Source organism: Pseudomonas lini (assembly GCF_964063345.1).
GTDB classification, from domain to species: domain Bacteria; phylum Pseudomonadota; class Gammaproteobacteria; order Pseudomonadales; family Pseudomonadaceae; genus Aquipseudomonas; species Aquipseudomonas lini_B.
Genome location: NZ_OZ061318.1, coordinates 144,751 through 163,429, shown reverse-complemented (window position 1 = coordinate 163,429; position 18,679 = coordinate 144,751). Strand labels below are relative to the sequence as shown.

The following is an 18,679-nucleotide window of genomic DNA, read 5'->3' as shown; positions in this document are numbered from 1 at the left end:
TTCTTTGCCCATGCCAGTCTGGATTCAACAGTTAACCAAAGTACCGTAGTTGATCCCGTGTTTGAGCATTGGGAACTGTCCCGTGAAAACATGGAGATGTTTATCGCGCCTCAGGCATCAAAGCTAACGCGCTCGTTGATCTTCCACCTAACTCGCATTCGGAGCATTTATCTTGAAATTTGAAGGTATTTATACGCCAGCAGTAACTCCTTATAACTCTGATGGGGAGATTGACTGGAATGTGTACTCGGAAGTTTTGGAGTCGCTGATTGAGGCGAAGGTGCACGGCATTATTATCGGCGGGTCGACCGGCGAGTATTATGCGCAGACTTCGGAAGAACGCACCGAGTTGGCGGCCTACGCCAAAGATGTGATCGGCACTCGGGTGCAACTGATCGTCAGTACCGGGGCGATTCGCACCGAAGATGCCGTGCAGTATGCCAAGGATGCCAAAGCGATCAAAGCGGACGCCATTCTCGTCACGTCCCCACCTTATGCGCTGCCAACCTCGCAGGAAAACGCGATTCACGCGCTCACTATCGATCGCGCAGCGGACTTGCCGATCATGCTTTACAACTATCCGGGGCGCATGTGCGTTTCGATGGATGAAGAATATTTCACGCGTGTCAGCCAATCGAAAAACGTCGTCGCCATCAAGGAAAGTTCCGGCGACATGGGCCAGGTGCATATGCTGGCCCGGCAGTTCCCCAACATCGCCTTGTCCTGCGGATGGGACGACCAGGCCCTCGAATTTTTTGCCTGGGGCGCTCGCAGTTGGGTGTGCGCAGGTTCCAACTTCCTGCCCAAGGAGCACGTAGCGCTCTATGAAGCTTGCGTGATCGAAAAGAACTTCGACAAAGGCCGTCAAATCATGTCGGCGATGATGCCGCTGATGAATGCCCTGGACGGCGGCAAGTTCGTGCAGTCGATCAAGTACGGCTGCGAAGTTGCCGGATTGAAAGTCGGTAACGTGCGCCTGCCATTGCAGCCACTTGAAGCGGACGAAAAGCAGAGTTTCGCGTCGGTCATTACTGAACTCAAACGTAACGTAGCCAACATTTCTTCGGGAGCCAGCCATGGGTGATCTTCTGAGCAAGGCCGAATATGCCGCTCTGGCCAAAGACATTTCGTTGCCATCCAAGGCGTTCATCAATGGCGCGTTTAAACCCGCGATCTCGGGCAAAACCTTCGCCACGAACAATCCGGCGACTGGTGACTTTTTGACCGACGTCGCAGCCTGTTCGTCCGAGGATGTCGACTATGCGGTGAGTAACGCCAAGGAGGCTTTCGAGGATGGACGCTGGAGATCGATTTCTCCCAGGGAGCGCAAAGCGGTTCTGCTGAAGTTCGCGAATCTACTTGAAAGCCATCAACACGAACTGGCCGTCCTCGAAAGTCTCGACAGCGGCAAGCCTGTGAGTGAATGTCAGTTGGTCGACATCCCGGACACCATTCACACGATCCGCTGGCACGCAGAACTGATCGACAAGATTTATGACAACACCGCCCCAGTGGGCAGCGACGCGCTGACCATGGTAGTTCGGGAGCCGATCGGCGTGGTGGGCTGCGTATTGCCCTGGAACTTCCCGCTGCTGATGCTGGCCTGGAAAATCGGCCCGGCGCTCGCTGCGGGCTGTTCGGTCATCGTCAAACCTGCTGAACAAACCTCGCTGACCACGTTGCGCGTTGCTCAGCTGGCGTTTGAAGCCGGTATACCCGCCGGTGTCCTCAACATTGTGACCGGCACGGGCAAAGAGGTCGGCGAGCCGATTGGCTTGCACAACGACGTCGACATGGTGAGCTTCACCGGATCCACCGCGACCGGCCGCCGTTTCCTGCATTACGCAGCCGATTCGAACCTGAAACGCATCGTGCTTGAGTGCGGCGGGAAAAATCCGGCGGTGGTGATGGACGATGCCCAGGATTTGGATCTCGTCGCTCAGCATGTCGTCAATGGCGCGTTCTGGAATATGGGCGAGAACTGCTCCGCGACCTCGCGTCTGATCGTCCATGCGTCGGTCAAAGATGAGCTGCTCGAGCGCATGGGCGCCTACATCCGCGAATGGAAGATGGGCGACCCACTCGATCCGCAGAACCGCGTAGGGTCGCTGGTCAGCCCTGAGCATTTCGCCAAAGTGAAGTCGTACCTTGAGCATGCCGCCGCCGGGAAGCTCGCAGTCGTGTACGGCGGCGCGACCAAAGACGGTGCCTTCGTAGAGCCGACCGTGATTGACGGTGTCGGTCGAGACAACCGGCTGTTCCAGGAAGAGATCTTCGGCCCGATTCTTTCGGTGACCACCTTCAATACGCTCTCCGAAGCCATTGCGCTGGCCAATGACACGGTGTACGGCCTGGCGGCCTCTGTTTATACCGGCAGCCTGCGTCGGGCGATCAAATTGTCTCGAGAAATCCGCGCCGGCATCGTCACCGTGAACTGTTTTGGCGAGGGTGATGCGTCGACGCCTTTCGGCGGCTACAAGGAATCAGGGTTTGGCGGTCGGGACAAATCCATTTTTGCCCATGACCAGTACACCGAAATCAAAACCATCTGGATCGATGTGTCTGATCGGTCGGATGAAGAGACTGAAAAATGAGCACCCATACCATCAAGCGTCTGCCGGTAGACACCGGGGTTTCAGGTTGGGAGGCGATTTCCACACGCACTGCGCCTGTCCGCATGCTTGATGGAGACGTGACGGCGGATTGGCTGATAATCGGTGCCGGTTTTGCCGGCCTTTCCGCCGCACGCAGACTTTCACAGTTACACCCTGGCGACAGCATTGTCGTGGTCGATGCTCATGAAGTCGCCAAGGGGCCGGCGGGCAGAAACTCTGGCTTCATGATCGATGTGCCACACAGTCTGTCGTCCGGGGAATACTCGGTGGCGAGTGAGTCTGCAACGGCGCTGGAAATCACCCAAAATCGTTTTGCCATCGCTTTTGCCGCTGAAGCTGCGCGGGAGTACGGCATGTCTGCCGACACGTTCGACCCTTCCGGGAAGATCAACGCGGCTGCCACTGAGCGGGGATTGAAGCTGAACGTCAATTACGCCAAATCCCTTGAGCGCATTGGCGAAAAGTTCGAGATGTTGGATGCAGCGCAAATGCGCGAAATCACCGGGTCCACCTATTACCACGGTGGGATCTATACCCCCGGCGCAGTGTTGATTCAACCCGCACAGTACATCAGAGACCTGGCAGCAGGGCTGGAAGGGAAAATCACTCTCTTTGAGCGCTCTCCAGTTATTGAATTGTCGAAACAGGGTAGCGGCTGGATCGCTCGATCTCATAACGGGACGGTGCAAGCACCCAAGGTCATTCTGGGGGTTAACGGGCACATTGAAGACTTTGGCCATTATCAAGGACGCCTGCTGCACGTGTTTACGTATGCCTCCATGACGGCACCGTACAGCGATGATGCATTCAAGAAAGACGTGCCGGGTAAAGCCAGGTGGGCATTGTTGCCGGCTGATCCAATGGGAGCGACTGTTCGTAAAATCTCTACAGACGGTCTCTCACGTATCGTCATCCGGACAAAATTCACCTATGACCCGAGTATCCAGGTCACCCCAGAGCGTGTAGCTGCGGTTGCCAAAGAACAGCGACACTCCTTGGATGCACGCTTTCCCGAATTGAAATCCACTGCATTGGAGTTCAGCTGGGCCGGCCGTCTGTGTTTGAGCCGTAACAGCGCCGCTGCATTTGGCGAGATCGAAGAAAACCTGTATTCGGCTTGCTGCGAAAATGGGTTGGGAACGGTCAAGAGCACCTTGGCAGGTGTAATGGCGGCGGAGTTGGCGTCAGGTACACGTACTGATCTTCTGGACAGTTTCAGTCACGCGCCAGGACCCAGCAGGCTACCCCCCAAGATAATAACGAAGCTGGGCGTCAGTTCGGTCATTCGTTGGCATGAATTTTGGGCCGGGCGAGAAGGTTAACAAGTTTAAGTTGTCGGCTTTTTCTATAAAGGCCGTTTAATAAGTTACTAATAAGAACGGAACAATCCATGAAGAATATTTGGAAGGCATTCTGCGCGCTCGCGCTTGTGGGCATGATGAGTTTGCAGGCACAGGCAGAAGAAAAAAACATCGTAATGGGGACCATGTCTTGGGAGGATTTAGTGCCCATTACCGGTATAACCAAGAAGGTACTTGAGAACGCTGGGTATACCGTAAAAGTTGTGGAGTTTTCCGAGTGGGGTATCGCCTACGCCGCACTCAGCAAAGGGGATATTCAGGTGTTGGCATCCCAGATTGATTATGCCGCCGCCGATTATTGGAAAAAGAACAAAAACAAAATCGAGAAGCTGTCACCGGTCTCCTTTGGTCTTTATCAGGGCATGGCAGTACCCAGTTACGTGGACATCGACTCCATTGAACAGCTGAACGCAAACGCGGACAAACTGGGGAACAGAATCATAGGCATCGAGCCTGGTTCGGGTCTGATGAGTGACGCGAACAACGTGGTCAAAGCGTACGACATCAAGCTCAAGCTGGTCGAAGGCAGTACCTCGGCAATGACCGCGGCTCTAAAGTCGGCAGTCGATCGCAAGGAATGGGTGGCGGTAACCGTTTGGGATCCTTCATGGATGACCAAGAAGTTTGATCTCAAATTCCTGAAAGATCCAAAAGGGGTCTTCCCTCCATTGCAGGGTTATTACTGGATCGGACACAAAGGCTTCGCGGAAGCCAATCCGCGTGCGCGTGAACTAATGGCCAGCGTTTATGTACCCATCACCGACATCACCGCAATGAATGCTGAAGTCAAGGATGGCAAGACCATGGACGAGGCTATCAAGGGCTGGATTGACAGTCATACCGATCTTGTAAATCGTTGGGGAAATATCAAGAACTATTAAATTTTGTTTGTTTGCCACTGCCGCCCTTTGATTAATTAAAAAACCAGCAAACAACTGGTTCGATGGATTGCGAAATGACAATGGCCACAATTAATACTGACGAAGTGCTGGTGGATTGCCAGTCGGTTTGGAAAATCTTCGGTAAAAGCGCACCGGCAGCCATGGATGCGGTTGTCCAGCAGGGTCTTTCAAAGACCCAGATCCTGCAAAATTACGGCTGCGTGGTCGGGGTTTCCGATGTCAGTCTCCAGGTTCGCCGGGGGGAAATCTTTTGCATCATGGGGTTGTCCGGCAGTGGCAAATCCACCCTTATAAGGTTGCTGAACAAACTGATCACGCCTAGCTCGGGTAAGGTGCTGGTCAAAGGCAAAGACGTTTCATCCTTGTCGCCGGCACAGCTGCGAGAGGTGAGGGCGCGTCACATCGGTATGGTTTTTCAAAGCGTGGCCTTGCTGCCGAACCGTACGGTTCTTGAGAACACCGCGTTTGGCCTGGAAGTGCAGGGTGTGGGCAAGGCTGAACGTTACAAAGTGGCCGAGCAGGCGCTGGCGAAGGTCGGATTGAGCGAGTGGACTTCGCGCTATCCGAGCGAGCTGTCCGGGGGCATGCAGCAACGGGTCGGACTGGCACGTGCACTGACTGCCGATCCAGAAGTGATTTTGATGGATGAGCCTTTCAGCGCGCTTGATCCGCTGATTCGCCGACAGTTGCAAGATGAGTTCCGCCAGCTGACCAAGGAGTTGGGCAAGTCCGCGGTGTTTATTACACACGACCTGGACGAGGCCATCCGCATCGGTGACCGCATTGCGATCATGAAGGATGGCGCCATCATTCAGGTCGGCACCGCCGAGGAGATCGTGCTCAACCCGGCTGACGACTACGTGGCGGAATTTGTCGCCGGCATTTCCCGACTGCATCTGGTGAAGGCTCACTCGGTCATGACGTCGGTCCAGGCCTACAAGGCAACACACCCGACGTGCGACATCTCCAGGCTCAGCAAAACCTCGCTTGACGCCGACATCAATGAACTTATCGGATTGACGATGAAGTCCGAGCGCGACGCACTTGCGGTCGTCGATAAAGGAACAGTGGTGGGGATCATTACCCCCCGTGATCTGCTGCGGGGCGTGCAAGGTATTCCCAATGAATTGGCGCCCGTAACAGCTGCCAATGCGATGGAGGCGTCCGCATGAGCACGCCGGACTTCTCCAGTCAGTTTGATGCATCCATTGATACAGGGCTGGAATGGCTTTCGGATAATGGCGAGTTCGTGTTCGATGCCTTCAATGCGGTGCTGAACGGCATTTACCAAGGCGTGCTGTGGTGTATCGCTTTTCCAGCGCATTACGTCGTAGCGATCGTCATGGCGTTGATTGGCTGGCGTGTTGTTGGCGTCCGCTTCGCGATTCTCTCAGGTCTGGCATTGTTGCTTTGCGACATCATCGGTTTGTGGCCAGAAACAGTCAGTACGCTTGCATTGGTGCTCACCGCTACCGTGTTGGCACTGGCGGTCGCCATTCCGCTGGGAGTCATCGCGGGTTTGGCGCCGGCCTTTGATCGTGTGGTTGATCCTTGTCTGGATTTGATCCAGACGATGCCGCCTTACATCTACCTGCTACCGGCCATTGCGCTGCTCGGCTACGGCCCCGCCACGGCGCTGTTGGCGACTTTTATCGTCGCGCTTCCCCCCGCTCTACGACTGACATCCCTGGGTATTCGCATGACGCCCAAGGAGTTCATCGAATTGGGAGACGCCAGCGGCGTGACGGGGATGCAGATGTTTTTCAAGATCCGCTTACCGTTCGCCATGCCCAGCATCATGGCCGGCGTTAACCAAAGCCTGATGATGGCATTCGGCATGGTCGTCATTGCCGGCATTGTAGGTTCGGGCGGTTTGGGCGAGGCGATTTACGGGTCCGTTCGTACATTGGATATCGCCAAGTCGATCAACGCAGCCATCGCTATCGTCATTCTGACCATGATTCTGGATCGTCTGGCGCAGAGCGCTGCACAGACGCGGGTGGGGACTTCTCAATGACAACGCACATTCAATTTTCTCCAGGCGATTACCTGGCGCCTGCCGTTGATTGGCTGAACACGAATTTACATGGCTTGTTCAAAGGGATCAGTCAGGTCGTTGAGGCGGTACTCGGTGCAGTGGAGGGAGCGCTGCTTGCTCCCCATCCGTATTTACTCATCGGAATTGTCGTCGTTGCGGCGTTCTTTTTTGCCAATAAGCGGGTCGCTGTTTTCGCTGCGGTGATGTTGGCTTTCTGTTTGTTCGCGGGCCTTTGGATCGCGTCCATCCAGACGATCGCGCTCGTCAGTGTGGCCGTCCTGATCTCGGTGTCCATCGCTTTCCCGCTGGGGGTTCTGGCTGCCCGGGTGAAGCGTGTCGATGAAGCATTGCTGCCGATTCTGAACATCATGCAAACGGTGCCACCCTGGGTTTACCTGATCCCCGCCGTGATGTTGTTCAGTTTGGGACGGGTGCCCGCGATCATCGCAACGATTGTTTACGGCATCCCGCCGATGCTCAGATTGACGACCCTGGCCTTCAAACAGCTGCCCAAGGATCTCCTTGAACTGGGCCAGGCATCCGGTGCTTCACCTAAAGACATTCTGTTCAAAATTGAACTGCCGACTGCCGCACCCACGCTGTTGGTAGGCCTGAACCAATGCATCCTCATGTCGTTGGCAATGGTGGTGTTGGCCGGTCTGGTGGGGGCGGGCGGTCTGGGGGCTGAAGTGACCCGTGGCCTCTCCAGGATGGAGATGGGCTTGGGGCTTCGAGCGGGCCTGGCCATTGTCGCTATTGCGCTGCTGCTGGATCGACTGTCACGGGGCGCGTTGCAGCGTCACTCCCCCAGCAAACTCCTTTGAAAGGGCATCAGCATGAGACGCAGCTTTTTTTGCATTGATTCGCACGCGTGTGGCAACCCGGTTCGGGTTGTAGCGGGCGGAGCACCGCTGATGCCCTCCGTATCGATGGCGGAACGTCGCGATATTTTCGTACGTGACCACGACTGGGTACGCACCGCATTGATGTTCGAGCCTCGAGGGCACGACATCATGTCTGGCGTCATTATCTATCCATCGGTACGTGACGACTGCGACTTCGGTGCGTTGTTTATCGAAGTCAGCGGCTGCCTGCCGATGTGTGGAGCGGGCACCATCGGATTATCGACCGTGGTCATTGAAGAGGGCTTGGTGACGCCTCGCGAGGCGGGAAAACTCGCCATTGAAACACCGGCAGGACGTGTCGATGTCGAATACACCCTGGGCGGCGAATTTGTTGAGTCCATTCGCTTGTTCAATGTCGCCAGCTACCTGCACAGCGCTGATGTGGTGGTGGAAGTTCCTGGCATTGGAACATTTACGGTGGACATCGCCTACGGCGGGAATTTCTACGCGGTAGTCGAACCACAGGAATGTTGGACTGGACTAGAAGGGCAGACGACGGCCGACATCGTGGGATTGAGCCAGAAACTGCGCGCAGCGCTCTCGGACATTTGTGACCCTGTGCATCCGGAGAACAGCAGAATCAGTGGTGTTCACCACATTATCTGGTGTGACAAACCACAAAGCAGAACCGTGCATGGCCGCTGTGCAGTGTTCTACGGTGATAAAGCGATTGATCGTTCTCCCGGTGGTACCGGTACCTCGGCCCGGATGGCTCAGCTCTTTGGAAAGGGACGACTGAACGTCGGCGACATTTATCGACTTGAAAGTCTGATCGGTACTATCTACGAAGGAAAGGTTGAGGCGTCGGTAAAAGTCGCAAGCTTCGACGGCATGAAGCCAAGTGTCAGCGGCTGGGCTGAGGTGATAGGCCACAACACCATTTTCGTAGATGACAAAGACCCTCTGGCCCACGGGTTCCAGCTCGCATAGACAGTGCGTTCGTTAGAGTAAAGAAGCGAGGCGTAAAGTGATCGAGCGACGAGATTTTAGCGGGTGCATGAAGGGTAAAAACCTCCGTTATCTGGGGGAGATTCGGGTAGCGCCGACGTCTCATGCCCGGGCCGGTTTTTTATTGCTCGAGCACTTCTCGCTGCCTGCATTTACGCAAGCGCTCGATACGATTGTCACCGCCAACCTTTTGCATCCCGCGTCGTTCTCTTCACGAACCTTCGGGTTGCAAGACGGTGAGGTCACCAGCGACCTTGGCCTGGTCATTCGGCCTGATGCGCGCCTGGAGGTCGCAGCACTTAAAGACCTTAATTTGTTGGTCATATGCGGCGGCTACCGCACGGAACTCAAAGTCAATCACGAGCTGATCAGCCTCCTCAAAACAGCATCAGAGCTTGGTATCACACTGGCCGGACTGTGGAATGGGGCGTGGTTTTTGGGCGTGTCAGGTTTGCTGGAAGGGTATCGTTGTGCGATTCATCCCGAGCACCGACCCGCGCTCGCAGAAATTTCAAAAGTCACGCATGTCACCAGTGAAGCCTTTGTCGTGGATCGAGACCGGCTCACGGCTTCAAGTCCAGCGGGTGCTTTTCACATGGCCCTGGAGTGGATCAAGGGGTTGCACGGCAAGGCACTCGTCGAGGGCATCGAGGATATTCTTTCTTTCGAAGAGTCGCGGTATCGGCGCATCAAACCGACGCAGAACATCTCGTTGAGCGCCCCCCTTAAAGAGGTGGTCAAGCTGATGGACGCCAACCTTGAAGAGCCGCTGCAAATGGAACAACTGGCGGCCTATGCCGGACGTTCCCGTCGACAAATAGAGCGTTTGTTCAAAGAACAACTGGGTAGCACACCGCAACGGTATTACCTGGAATTACGCATTACCGAAGCACGGCGATTGCTTCAGCACACAGAGCTGTCTCAGGTTGATGTGCTGGTCGCATGCGGCTTTGTTTCACCGAGCCATTTCAGCAAATGCTACAGCTCGTATTTTGGTTACCGGCCTTCCAGAGAAACGCGGCTGGTGAAGTAAAGAACGCCTGTTCAACCTTTATGACTGGTGGGGTTTACCGCGACGGTGGGGCTATCGACTTCGTGGCGTTGCTGTTTGTGCTGGATCCGTTAGTGAAACGCTTCAAGACCTGATGTTGCTGGCACGCTAAGGAGGAGGACATGACCGAAGTGCGATTGAAGAACGATCAAACAAAAAACACGGCGTACTTAACTGCGCCCGCCGTTGCCGCTGGTCCTGGGGTCGCAAGGCCCCAGCTCGGGATTTTCCTGTGCCTGCTCTCAATGCTTATCTTTGCGAGCCAGGACGGAATAACCAAGGTACTTGTCAAAGACTTCCCGGTTGCCCAACTGGTCATGGTGCGCTATTGGGTGTTTGTCATTTTTGCCCTCGGATATGCCGCCTACCAAGGTAAGGGCAAAGAGTCATTTCGCAGTAAGCATCCTTGGCTCCAAATCATTCGAGCGCTGTTAGCCGTGGGTGAAATAGTACTGTTCGGAGTTGGGCTGCGTTATTTAGGCCTGGCTGAAATGCACGCTCTCTATGCGGTGTTCCCTTTGATGACCTTGGCATTGGCGGGATGGCTGCTAGGAGAGTTTGTCGGGCTACGACGTTGGATAGCGGCTGCCATAGGGTTCGCCGGCACACTGATCATCCTCCGACCTGGCGCGGGCGTCTTTGAACTCGCGGCGCTGATTCCCCTGCTGTCTGCTTTGGGGTTTGCAGTGTTCAATGTACTGACGCGCCGAATTAGTCAGCACGATTCCTTTGCGACGAACATGCTTTTTATGGCAAGTGTGGGTGCCCTGACGATCACATTTGTGGGGCTGCCCGCATGGGTTTCTCCGACTCCGGTTCAGGGCCTCTTGATGGGGATCTTGTCATTGACGGGAGTAGTCGCTCAGGTACTGCTTATTCAAGCGCTCAAATATGCGACCGCTTCTACCTTGCAGCCTTTCAATATGCGCTTCTGGTGTTCGCCACTTTGATTGGTGTAATCGTTTTTGCCGAGCGCCCGGATACTTGGGTAGTTGTCGGCGCAGCGTTGGTGATCATCGGTGGGCTGTATGCGATTAAAGCGAAGGCATGAACGTACCTGAGTATATGAAGTAATCAATGTGTGGTTGGTTTCCTGGATGAGCACGGCGATAAAAAAGGGCAGCTCAAAGCTGCCCTTTTCCCAACCTGCTCCTTAGGCGGCGCTAAACAGCTTGTGCGGATCCATGACGAATTTCTTCGGCACCCCTGCATCGAACTCGTGGTAACCGCGCGGCGCGTCGTCCAGGCTGATCACCTGCACGCCGACGACCTCGGCAATGTTGATCCGGTCCCACATGATCGCCTGCATCAGCTGACGGTTATACTTCATCGTCGGGGTTTGGCCGGTGTGGAAGCTGTGGGACTTGGCCCAGCCGAGGCCGAAACGGATGTTCAGGCTGCCATGCTTGGCGGCTTTGTTGACCGCGCCCGGGTCTTCGGTGACATACAGACCGGGGATGCCGATATTGCCGGCGACCCGCACCACGCCCATCAGCGCGTTGAGCACATCGGCCGGGGCCTCGTGCTGCGCGCCGTCATGGCCGTGGCCACGGGCTTCGAAGCCGACCGCATCGACCGCACAATCGACTTCCGGCTCACCGAGCAGGTTGGCGATTTGCTCGTGCAGCGGAGTGTCCTGGGTCAGGTCGGCGATCTCGAAGCCCTGGGCCTTGGCATGCGCCAGACGCAGCGGATTGACGTCACCGACGATCACCACCGCCGCACCCAGCAGGCGGGCGGAGGCGGCAGCAGCCAGTCCGACCGGGCCGGCACCGGCGATATACACCGTGCTGCCAGGGCCGACACCGGCGGTCACCGCGCCGTGGTAGCCGGTCGGCAGGATATCGGAGAGGCAGGTCAGGTCGCGGATTTTCTCCATGGCCTTGTCGCGGTCGGGCAGCTTCAGCAGGTTGAAGTCGGCATACGGCACCAGCACGTATTCGGCCTGGCCGCCAACCCAGTCGCCCATGTCCACATAGCCATAGGCACCGCCGGGGCGCGCCGGGTTGACCGTCAGGCAGACGCCGGTGTGCTGTTCCTTGCAACTGCGACAACGGCCGCAGGCGACATTGAACGGCACCGAGACCAGGTCACCGATCTGCACGTTTTCCACGTCACGGCCCCTCTCGATCACCTCGCCGGTGATCTCATGGCCAAGCACCAGCCCGACCTGGGCCGTGGTCCGGCCACGTACCATATGCTGGTCGGAGCCGCAGATATTGGTCGAAACCACGCGCAGGATCACGCCATGGTCGATGCGCTTGCCGCGCGGGTCTTCCATTTTCGGATAGGGGATGGTCTGCACCTCGACCTTGCCTGCGCCGAGATACACGACACCACGATTACCAGACATGCTTTCACCTCGCTTTTGTTGTTGTGAGAACACGGCCCTTGTACTGCGAAGGGGGGCCGCGGCCTTACAGTGCGGCGGTATATGTCTTGCGTTTGCGCGTGAATGTAGATCGGCTGGAAGTTACCTTCCAACCACGCGTGATTAGCAGTCATCGTATCGATCCTACGCCTGGTATCAGCACTCTGCGAGGGCATTTAGCACCCAATCACCACCTGATTCCGGCATGCTCCGAACAATCGCCTATCGTCGGTTCCGATGCTTGCTGGAGGTATGCAACCCTCCGTACCTAATGCGTCTATGATTCAGCCTGGATCTTCTATGAGGACGCAGTACTTACCAACTGGTGCAAAATTTTGCAGCGGGCCAGAGTCTGGCTCCGCGCAGCCTGCGACGGAGGCGGGTAAGTGACTCCCTCCGTCGCAAGTGGGACTGATTCGATCAAAACGGCAGTGGCAGTTTCGCCGTGCGTCCACCATCCACCACCAGCACCTGTCCGGTGATGAAGGCCGATGATTCCGAGGCCAGGAAAACGACTGTCCCGCCAACATCCGTCGGCAATCCGGTACGTCCGACCGGGTGAAGGCGCAGGAGTGCCTGGCGTGCCGAACGGGGATCAGCTTGAGCGGCGAGGTACGCATCACTCAACTCGGAATTAATCCATCCCGGAGCAATGGCATTGCAGCGAATGCCGTCCCGGCCGAGATCGATTGCCAAGGCTCGAGTCAGCCCATGGATGCCGGCCTTGGAGGCACAGTACGCGGCATGTTCAGGGTTCGCGCCTATCCCTTCGATCGAGCCGATGTTGATGATGCTGCCACCGCCTCGCTGACGCATCTGCGGCACCAACGCTTTGCACAAGAACGCTGGCGCCCGCAGATTGACAGCCATCATGCGATCCCAGTCTTGTTCGGTCATATCATCAATGGATTTCTCGAACATGAACCCGGCGTTGTTAACCAATACATCGACTCCGCCAAGCTGCTCCTGGGCGAAGTGAGCAATCAAACAGGGTGACTCCATCGAGGCGAGATCAGCCTCGACGAAATAGACTTGCGGATGATTTTGCAAGTCGGCGTCGAGTGCCTGGCGCTGAGCGATCAACACAGACGCTCCCGCCTCAAGCAATTGTTCGGTGATGCCTCGGCCAATCCCTCTGCCGCCCCCGGTCACCACTACATTTTTACCTTTGAGCATCGCTACTTCTCCTTAGCCGGATACCGGCTTGGCGCCTGTGACTTCTACCGTTTCACCGGCGATGTACCTGGCCTCGTCGGACGCCAGAAATGCGATGACATCTGCAATGTCTTCCGGCTCGGCGATACGGCCTAATGGCACGCTCTTGTTCAGTTCTTGCACGGCCTTGTCCGGATCCAGGCCGCGACGTTCAAAGCCGCTGCGTATCATCGGGGTATTGATTTCGTGCGGGCACACGGCGTTGACACGGATGCCCAAAGGTGCGCAATCACGGCCCAGATTCTTGGTTAAAGCCGCGACGGCTCCTTTGCTTGTGCAATACGCCACGTGGGCGGGCCCTGGATAAATGCCCCAGACAGATGATGTGTTGACGATCGCGGCGCCGGGGCGATTTTTCATGTGCGGTATCGCGGCACGGCAGATGAAGAACACCGCATTCAGGTTTACGCCCATGGCGTCGAACCACATGTCGTCAGTGGTTTCCTCAATCGTGCCGCGGGGAATGATCCCTGCATTGTTCAGTACGATATCGATCCCCGAAAAAGTGTCGACGGCAGATTGGACAATCGCTTCGCAATATTCTTTCTGGCGCAGGTCGCCTGCCAGGTAGTGCACTTCGGCGCCCAAGTCACGGACTTTGGCGGAAATAGATTTGCAACCGGCTTCGTCAAGATCAGACAAAACAAGCTTTGCACCTTCTCGGGCGAACAATAACGCTAACGCCTGTCCGACACCGCCGGCAGCGCCGGTAATGAGCACCACTTTATTATTGAATTTCATCGGGCAACCTAACGGGTAAGTTTATGGGGTAGCCATTATTTAATTTCAATGGATCGCAGCGTCTAGCAACTTTTTCGCTGGGCCAAAGATAACCTGACGTTATCCAAAGTTTCTGAATCGAGAGTTTCTTCGGGTGTCGGCGAAGTCTTGATAAAAGTTAGCGCTGCTGGAGTCAATAACACTGATATCGACACGAAACATTCTGCGAGTACCTGTTGAGAATCGGCCGTTTTAGTGCTGGACTTCGCAATTTACAGTTGCGCCGTCAGCGGGCACTTGGCCCATGAACAGTGATTGGAGCGATATAGAATTAGCTTCGATTCCATGCGCTTTATAGTTGATCTTCAGCAGCGCGGCGCATGAAGTACTTTGTGCGCCGCGTTTTTTGTGTCCGCACTTTTTCGACCAGTGATTGATTCGGGTCATTATTGATGGCGTGTACTTGATTTGGCGATCGAGCGTCTCGAAAATGTACGCCCATGTACATGCCGTGTACGCCAAAGATCCTGGGGTGTACAGTGTCGAAGAATTTTCAAATAAAGGTGCACCCGAATGTCGCAGACAGGAAGGGCGAAAACCAAAGCGCAGGACGCTGGCTGGCGAGGCTCCGTCGATGGTTGGCTGGACGCCGCCTACGAAGCTCTTAAGGAGTCGGGTGTTGATGCTGTGCGGGTGATGCCGCTGGCCAAACGCTTGAATTTGTCTCGTACCAGTTTTTACTGGTTCTATGAAGATCGGGAACAGCTGCTCACGGCACTCCTGGCTCGATGGCGGGACAAGAACACCGGCGGTATGGTCAGCCAATGTGAGAGTTATGCAGAAAGTATTTCCGAAGCGATTCTCAACGTCTTCGAGTGTTGGGTGAACCCTGAATTGTTCGACTCGCAGTTCGAATTTGCCGTGCGCAGTTGGGCGCTGCAATCGGACGAGGTCAAAGCTGAAATCGCTTTAGCCGATGAGGCGCGGATGAATGCCCTGGCCGCGATGTTCCGACGGTTTGGCTACGACGCCGAGGGGGCCGATGTTCGGGCCAGGACGATCTACCTCACGCAGATCGGCTACATCTCCATGAAAACCAATGAAGATATCGTTGTTCGATTTCGACGGATTCCTCAGTACGTGAGCGTGTTTACCGGCAAAGTACCGAAGCGGCGCGAGCTTGACCGCTTTTATGGAAAGTTCGGCTACGCGGAAAAAGAACCCGGCGTTTTCGTTCCCTTGGTTGATACCTTCGAGGAGTCCACTGCCGATGAATAAAACCCTGGGTATCATCGGCGGCACCGGCTGGCTCGGGCGTGCAATTGCCGAGGCGCTGCTCGATAGCGGGTTCATCAAGCCTGACCGTTTGCTGATCTCGAACCGCTCAGGCGTCAGCACCTTCGAGCCAGGTGTGAAGCTGTTGGCCGACAACCAGCAGTTGGTGGACCTCAGCGATCTGGTCGTGCTGTCCATCCGGCCGGAGCAGTTTCGTGAACTGCAGATCAACGCCCGCGGCAAGGTAGTGATTTCTCTGATGGCTGGCGTTCCGGCGGCAGCCATCAGCGCGGCAACCGGTGCGGATGTAATAGTGCGGGCCATGCCGAATGCGGCCGTGGAAATCAGGCAGTCGTTCACGCCCTGGTACAGTGTCGGAAACCTTGTTGAACACGACCGCCAGTGGGTGCAGCGGCTGTTCGAGTGCGTAGGTTCGGCGGACGAAGTGCCTGATGAAGACTGTATTGATTACCTCAGCGCGTTGTCCGGGACTGGGCCGGCCTTCCCGGCAATGTTGCAAATGGCACTGACTAATCAGGCGGTGGCTGCGGGAATTCCTCTTGCCATCGCGCAGCGCGCTGCACAAGGCGTAGTGGTGGGGGGCGGCCAGATGCTTGCCAGCCGCGATCCGCGGCAAATGATTGAGTCGTTGATGGCTTACCGTGGCGTGACGGCAGCAGCGCTGCAGTCGATGGCCGATCAAAACATCGAATCCATTGTGGGACGAGCGGTGCAGGCAGGCGCTGAGATTGCCCGCAAAGGCATGTAGCCGAAGAGATAAGCAATGAAGGCCCTTTGAAGGGCCTTCATTGTTTTAGGCGTCAGACGGTTGAGATTATTCGGCCCTGAAGCAATAGCCAGCCAGTTTGTTGCCATCAAGGTCCCGAGCGTATGCGGCATAGGCATTTTCAGCCCAGTTACGCGAACCCGGTTGGCCTTCACAGATGCCACCGGCGGCGAGTGCGGTTTCGTGGAAGGCATGTACCGCAGCTGGCGAGCCTCCGTTCCAACAAAAATGGAGGTTCGGATTCAGATTTCTTTCACCAGGCGCAAAGCGTCGTAAATGGCCGCGTGGGTGTTGCGAGCAGACACGGCGTCGCCGATCCGGAACAGCTGGAAGCGTCCTTCTGGATGGGTGACGATGTTCTGTGCCGTGCCGGCGATCAGGTCATGCTGCTCTACCGCGCCGCCATTGGTGGAGAGAGGGCGCAGGTCGAAGTACAAGTCGTCCAGGGGAAGGGTGCCGTGGTTGACGACCACCTGATCGACCACGCGCTGCTTGTGAACCTGTCCGTAATCGCTGCCAAAGGTTGCAACGAGCCCGTCATCACGTTTTTCAACTGTATCGACCCGGTAGGTGACGGTGAAGGTGACGTCCAGGTCCTGCAGGCTACGCATGTAGGGCACCAGGTTCATGGCCATGACTTCTGGTGCAAACGAGCGGTCAGGAGTGACGATTTCGACTCTTGCGCCGCTTTGCGCGATGACCTCGGCAGCCTGCAGGGCAGCATGATCCCCCGCATCGTCGAAGATCAGTACGTTGCGACCGGGCTTGATGTCGCCGGAAATGATGTCCCAGGTTGAAACCACGAGTTCGTTGCCTTTGCTGAGCACCTCGGTATCCGGCAGGCCGCCGGTCGCAACGATAACCACGTCAGGCTCAAAGGCTTGCACAGTGTCAGCTTCGGCCCAGGTGTTGAAGTGAAACTTCACTCCCAGCCGTTCGCATTGCGCCATGCGCCAATCAATGATGCTGATCATCTCGCGACGACGCTCGCTCAACGCAGTCAGACGAATCTGCCCGCCGGGTTGGTCAGCCGCTTCAAGCACGGTCACGTCATGGCCGCGTTCACCCGCGACCCGCGCCGCTTCCAGCCCGGCAGGGCCGGTACCGACCACCAGCACCTTGCGCTTGACGGCGGCTTTGGGAATGTCATGAGGCATGGTGGTTTCCCGGCCGGTCGCCGCGTTGTGAATGCAGTAGGCGGCGCCGCCCTGGTAGATGCGATCCAGGCAATAGTTGGCGCCCACGCACGGGCGAATGTCTTCTTCGCGCTTCTCGATGATTTTGCGCACGATGTGCGGATCGGTCATGTGCGCGCGGGTCATGCCCACCATGTCCACTTTGCCCGAGGCGATTGCGTAGCGCGCTGTGGCCACATCGGGAATCTTCGCGGCGTGGAAGGTCGGGAAGCCTGTTGCCGAACGGATCTCGCCGGCGAAGTCGAGGTGGGGTGAGTTGCGCATTCCCTGAATCGGGATGACATCGGTCAGGCCGGCGTCCGTATCGATGTGGCCGCGTACCACGTTCAGAAAATCGACCAGCCCGCTGTCCTTGAGCATGTGGGAAATCTGCATGCCCTCGCTGGCATTGAAGCCCCCGGGTAATTCTTCGTCACCGGTGTAGCGAACCCCGAGCAGAAAATCTTCGCCGACCCGCTGGCGGATGCCGCGCAGGATGTCGAAGGTAAAGCGCATGCGGTTTTCCAGCGAGCCGCCGTAAGGGCCGTCGAGGTCATTGGTCAACGGCGACCAGAACTGGTCCATCAAATGTCCGTAAGCCTGAAGCTCCAGACCATCAAGACCTGCCGCCTTCATGCGCTCCGCGGCGTCTACATAGTCCTTGATGATCCGCTCAATGTCCCATTCCTCCATTTTCTTCGGGAAGGAGCGGTGCGAAGCCTCGCGACGGTGTGATGGCGACACCACCGGCAACCAGTCGGCCTTGTCCCAGCGGGTGCGACGGCCCAGGTGAGTCAACTGGATCATCACCGCCGCACCGTGTTCGTGGCATTCGTCGGTCAGGTCCTTCAACCATCCGACCACTTCATCCTTGTAGGCGAGCACATTGTTGAACACCGGTGGGCTGTCTCGGGATACGGCAGCGGAACCGGCAGTCATGGTCAGGGCGACACCGGCTTTGGCGCGCTCCACGTGGTAGGCGCGATAGAGATCCTTGGGCATGCCGTCCACAGGGTAGGCCGGTTCATGGGATGTAGTCATGATCCGATTTCTGAGGGTCAGATTCTTGATTTTATAGGGTTGCAGCAAGGGATCGCTGGACATCGTGGTGCGCTCCAAAGTGGGCTTCATCAGGCTCGGTGACTAAAAATTAGGACAAATGTACACCTGTGTCAATGATTGGTGACACAGGTGTACATTTTGCTTGCGTGCCAAAAAAACCAGGATTAACATCCGTCAGAACCGGGCTGATTGGATTCGTACGCGCCTGGCTGCCATCGCATTGAGCGGTCCGTGCCCGCGCCGTGATGAACGTG

16 protein-coding genes and 1 pseudogene are annotated in these 18,679 nt (G+C 56.5%); 12 read left to right on the top strand and 5 right to left on the bottom strand.

The genetic code is table 11. The features are described from left to right. The first annotated feature begins 172 nt into the window (after positions 1-172). From AB3226_RS00770 to AB3226_RS00725, 10 genes are all read left to right on the top strand, one after another. A complete protein-coding gene (locus AB3226_RS00770; protein ID WP_367371591.1) occupies positions 173-1,084 on the top strand; it encodes a dihydrodipicolinate synthase family protein in 912 nt (303 codons plus the stop codon). Beyond that, positions 1,077-2,594, top strand: coding sequence for an aldehyde dehydrogenase (locus AB3226_RS00765; protein ID WP_367371590.1), 1,518 nt, complete (start codon positions 1,077-1,079; stop codon positions 2,592-2,594). The genes AB3226_RS00770 and AB3226_RS00765 overlap by 8 nt, the downstream gene beginning before the upstream one ends. Beyond that, positions 2,591-3,937 (top strand): NAD(P)/FAD-dependent oxidoreductase, encoded by a 1,347-nt coding sequence (locus AB3226_RS00760; RefSeq protein WP_367371589.1) that lies wholly within the window; start codon positions 2,591-2,593, stop codon positions 3,935-3,937. Before AB3226_RS00765 ends, AB3226_RS00760 begins: the two co-directional genes overlap by 4 nt. 68 nt (positions 3,938-4,005) lie before the next feature. Further along, positions 4,006-4,857, top strand: a complete 852-nt coding sequence (locus AB3226_RS00755; protein ID WP_367371588.1) for a glycine betaine ABC transporter substrate-binding protein — start codon at positions 4,006-4,008, stop codon at positions 4,855-4,857. Between the two features lie 74 nt (positions 4,858-4,931). Continuing rightward, the gene (locus AB3226_RS00750) at positions 4,932-6,050 is read left to right on the top strand and encodes a glycine betaine/L-proline ABC transporter ATP-binding protein (protein WP_367371587.1); all 1,119 of its coding nucleotides are present in this window, start codon (positions 4,932-4,934) and stop codon (positions 6,048-6,050) included. Then, positions 6,047-6,895 carry an ABC transporter permease gene (locus AB3226_RS00745; RefSeq protein WP_367371586.1) on the top strand — a complete coding sequence of 283 codons (849 nt, stop codon included), beginning with the start codon at positions 6,047-6,049 and terminating at the stop codon, positions 6,893-6,895. Before AB3226_RS00750 ends, AB3226_RS00745 begins: the two co-directional genes overlap by 4 nt. Continuing rightward, the gene (locus AB3226_RS00740; protein ID WP_367371585.1) at positions 6,892-7,740 is read left to right on the top strand and encodes an ABC transporter permease; all 849 of its coding nucleotides are present in this window, start codon (positions 6,892-6,894) and stop codon (positions 7,738-7,740) included. The genes AB3226_RS00745 and AB3226_RS00740 overlap by 4 nt, the downstream gene beginning before the upstream one ends. Before the next feature lie 12 nt (positions 7,741-7,752). Then, positions 7,753-8,751, top strand: coding sequence for a 4-hydroxyproline epimerase (locus AB3226_RS00735; RefSeq protein WP_367371584.1), 999 nt, complete (start codon positions 7,753-7,755; stop codon positions 8,749-8,751). Between the two features lie 37 nt (positions 8,752-8,788). After that, a complete protein-coding gene (locus AB3226_RS00730) occupies positions 8,789-9,802 on the top strand; it encodes a GlxA family transcriptional regulator (protein WP_367371583.1) in 1,014 nt (337 codons plus the stop codon). A 140-nt stretch (positions 9,803-9,942) separates the two neighbouring features. Continuing rightward, on the top strand, positions 9,943-10,770 hold the full coding sequence (locus AB3226_RS00725; protein ID WP_367371582.1) for a DMT family transporter: 828 nt from the start codon (positions 9,943-9,945) through the stop codon (positions 10,768-10,770). Positions 10,771-10,973: 203 nt separating this feature from the next. Here AB3226_RS00725 and fdhA read toward each other — a convergent pair whose 3' ends face one another. From fdhA to AB3226_RS00710, 3 genes are all read right to left on the bottom strand, one after another. Then, positions 10,974-12,173 (bottom strand): formaldehyde dehydrogenase, glutathione-independent, encoded by a 1,200-nt coding sequence (fdhA, locus tag AB3226_RS00720; protein ID WP_367371581.1) that lies wholly within the window; start codon positions 12,171-12,173, stop codon positions 10,974-10,976. Between the two features lie 438 nt (positions 12,174-12,611). Next, complete coding sequence (locus tag AB3226_RS00715) at positions 12,612-13,367, bottom strand: SDR family NAD(P)-dependent oxidoreductase (RefSeq protein WP_367371580.1); 756 nt, start codon at positions 13,365-13,367, stop codon at positions 12,612-12,614. Positions 13,368-13,379: 12 nt separating this feature from the next. After that, positions 13,380-14,147: an SDR family NAD(P)-dependent oxidoreductase gene (locus tag AB3226_RS00710; protein ID WP_367371579.1), complete on the bottom strand. Its 768-nt coding sequence runs from the start codon at positions 14,145-14,147 to the stop codon at positions 13,380-13,382. Positions 14,148-14,699: 552 nt separating this feature from the next. Here AB3226_RS00710 and AB3226_RS00705 point away from each other — a divergent pair. Continuing rightward, positions 14,700-15,404, top strand: coding sequence for a TetR/AcrR family transcriptional regulator (locus tag AB3226_RS00705; RefSeq protein ID WP_367371578.1), 705 nt, complete (start codon positions 14,700-14,702; stop codon positions 15,402-15,404). Then, positions 15,397-16,170, top strand: coding sequence for a pyrroline-5-carboxylate reductase family protein (locus AB3226_RS00700; protein ID WP_367371577.1), 774 nt, complete (start codon positions 15,397-15,399; stop codon positions 16,168-16,170). Before AB3226_RS00705 ends, AB3226_RS00700 begins: the two co-directional genes overlap by 8 nt. A gap of 66 nt (positions 16,171-16,236) precedes the next feature. Here AB3226_RS00700 and AB3226_RS00695 read toward each other — a convergent pair. Both AB3226_RS00695 and AB3226_RS00690 read right to left on the bottom strand, forming a co-directional pair. After that, positions 16,237-16,392, bottom strand: a pseudogene (locus tag AB3226_RS00695) (VOC family protein); the annotation flags it as partial. A 38-nt stretch (positions 16,393-16,430) separates the two neighbouring features. Next, positions 16,431-18,467 carry an FAD-dependent oxidoreductase gene (locus AB3226_RS00690; protein ID WP_367375728.1) on the bottom strand — a complete coding sequence of 679 codons (2,037 nt, stop codon included), beginning with the start codon at positions 18,465-18,467 and terminating at the stop codon, positions 16,431-16,433. Positions 18,468-18,679: the final 212 nt, after the last annotated feature.

Excerpts from the sequence above, each read along its gene's own strand:
- AB3226_RS00765 (WP_367371590.1), top strand. The coding sequence starts at position 1,077 with ATGGGTGATCTTCTGAGCAAGGCCGAATATGCCGCTCTGGCCAAAGAC.
- AB3226_RS00760 (WP_367371589.1), top strand. The coding sequence starts at position 2,591 with ATGAGCACCCATACCATCAAGCGTCTGCCGGTAGACACCGGGGTTTCA.
- AB3226_RS00755 (WP_367371588.1), top strand. The coding sequence starts at position 4,006 with ATGAAGAATATTTGGAAGGCATTCTGCGCGCTCGCGCTTGTGGGCATG.
- AB3226_RS00750 (WP_367371587.1), top strand. The coding sequence starts at position 4,932 with ATGACAATGGCCACAATTAATACTGACGAAGTGCTGGTGGATTGCCAG.
- AB3226_RS00745 (WP_367371586.1), top strand. The coding sequence starts at position 6,047 with ATGAGCACGCCGGACTTCTCCAGTCAGTTTGATGCATCCATTGATACA.
- AB3226_RS00740 (WP_367371585.1), top strand. The coding sequence starts at position 6,892 with ATGACAACGCACATTCAATTTTCTCCAGGCGATTACCTGGCGCCTGCC.
- AB3226_RS00735 (WP_367371584.1), top strand. The coding sequence starts at position 7,753 with ATGAGACGCAGCTTTTTTTGCATTGATTCGCACGCGTGTGGCAACCCG.
- AB3226_RS00725 (WP_367371582.1), top strand. The coding sequence starts at position 9,943 with ATGACCGAAGTGCGATTGAAGAACGATCAAACAAAAAACACGGCGTAC.
- fdhA (WP_367371581.1), bottom strand. The coding sequence starts at position 12,173 with ATGTCTGGTAATCGTGGTGTCGTGTATCTCGGCGCAGGCAAGGTCGAG.
- AB3226_RS00715 (WP_367371580.1), bottom strand. The coding sequence starts at position 13,367 with ATGCTCAAAGGTAAAAATGTAGTGGTGACCGGGGGCGGCAGAGGGATT.
- AB3226_RS00710 (WP_367371579.1), bottom strand. The coding sequence starts at position 14,147 with ATGAAATTCAATAATAAAGTGGTGCTCATTACCGGCGCTGCCGGCGGT.
- AB3226_RS00705 (WP_367371578.1), top strand. The coding sequence starts at position 14,700 with ATGTCGCAGACAGGAAGGGCGAAAACCAAAGCGCAGGACGCTGGCTGG.
- AB3226_RS00700 (WP_367371577.1), top strand. The coding sequence starts at position 15,397 with ATGAATAAAACCCTGGGTATCATCGGCGGCACCGGCTGGCTCGGGCGT.
- AB3226_RS00690 (WP_367375728.1), bottom strand. The coding sequence starts at position 18,467 with ATGTCCAGCGATCCCTTGCTGCAACCCTATAAAATCAAGAATCTGACC.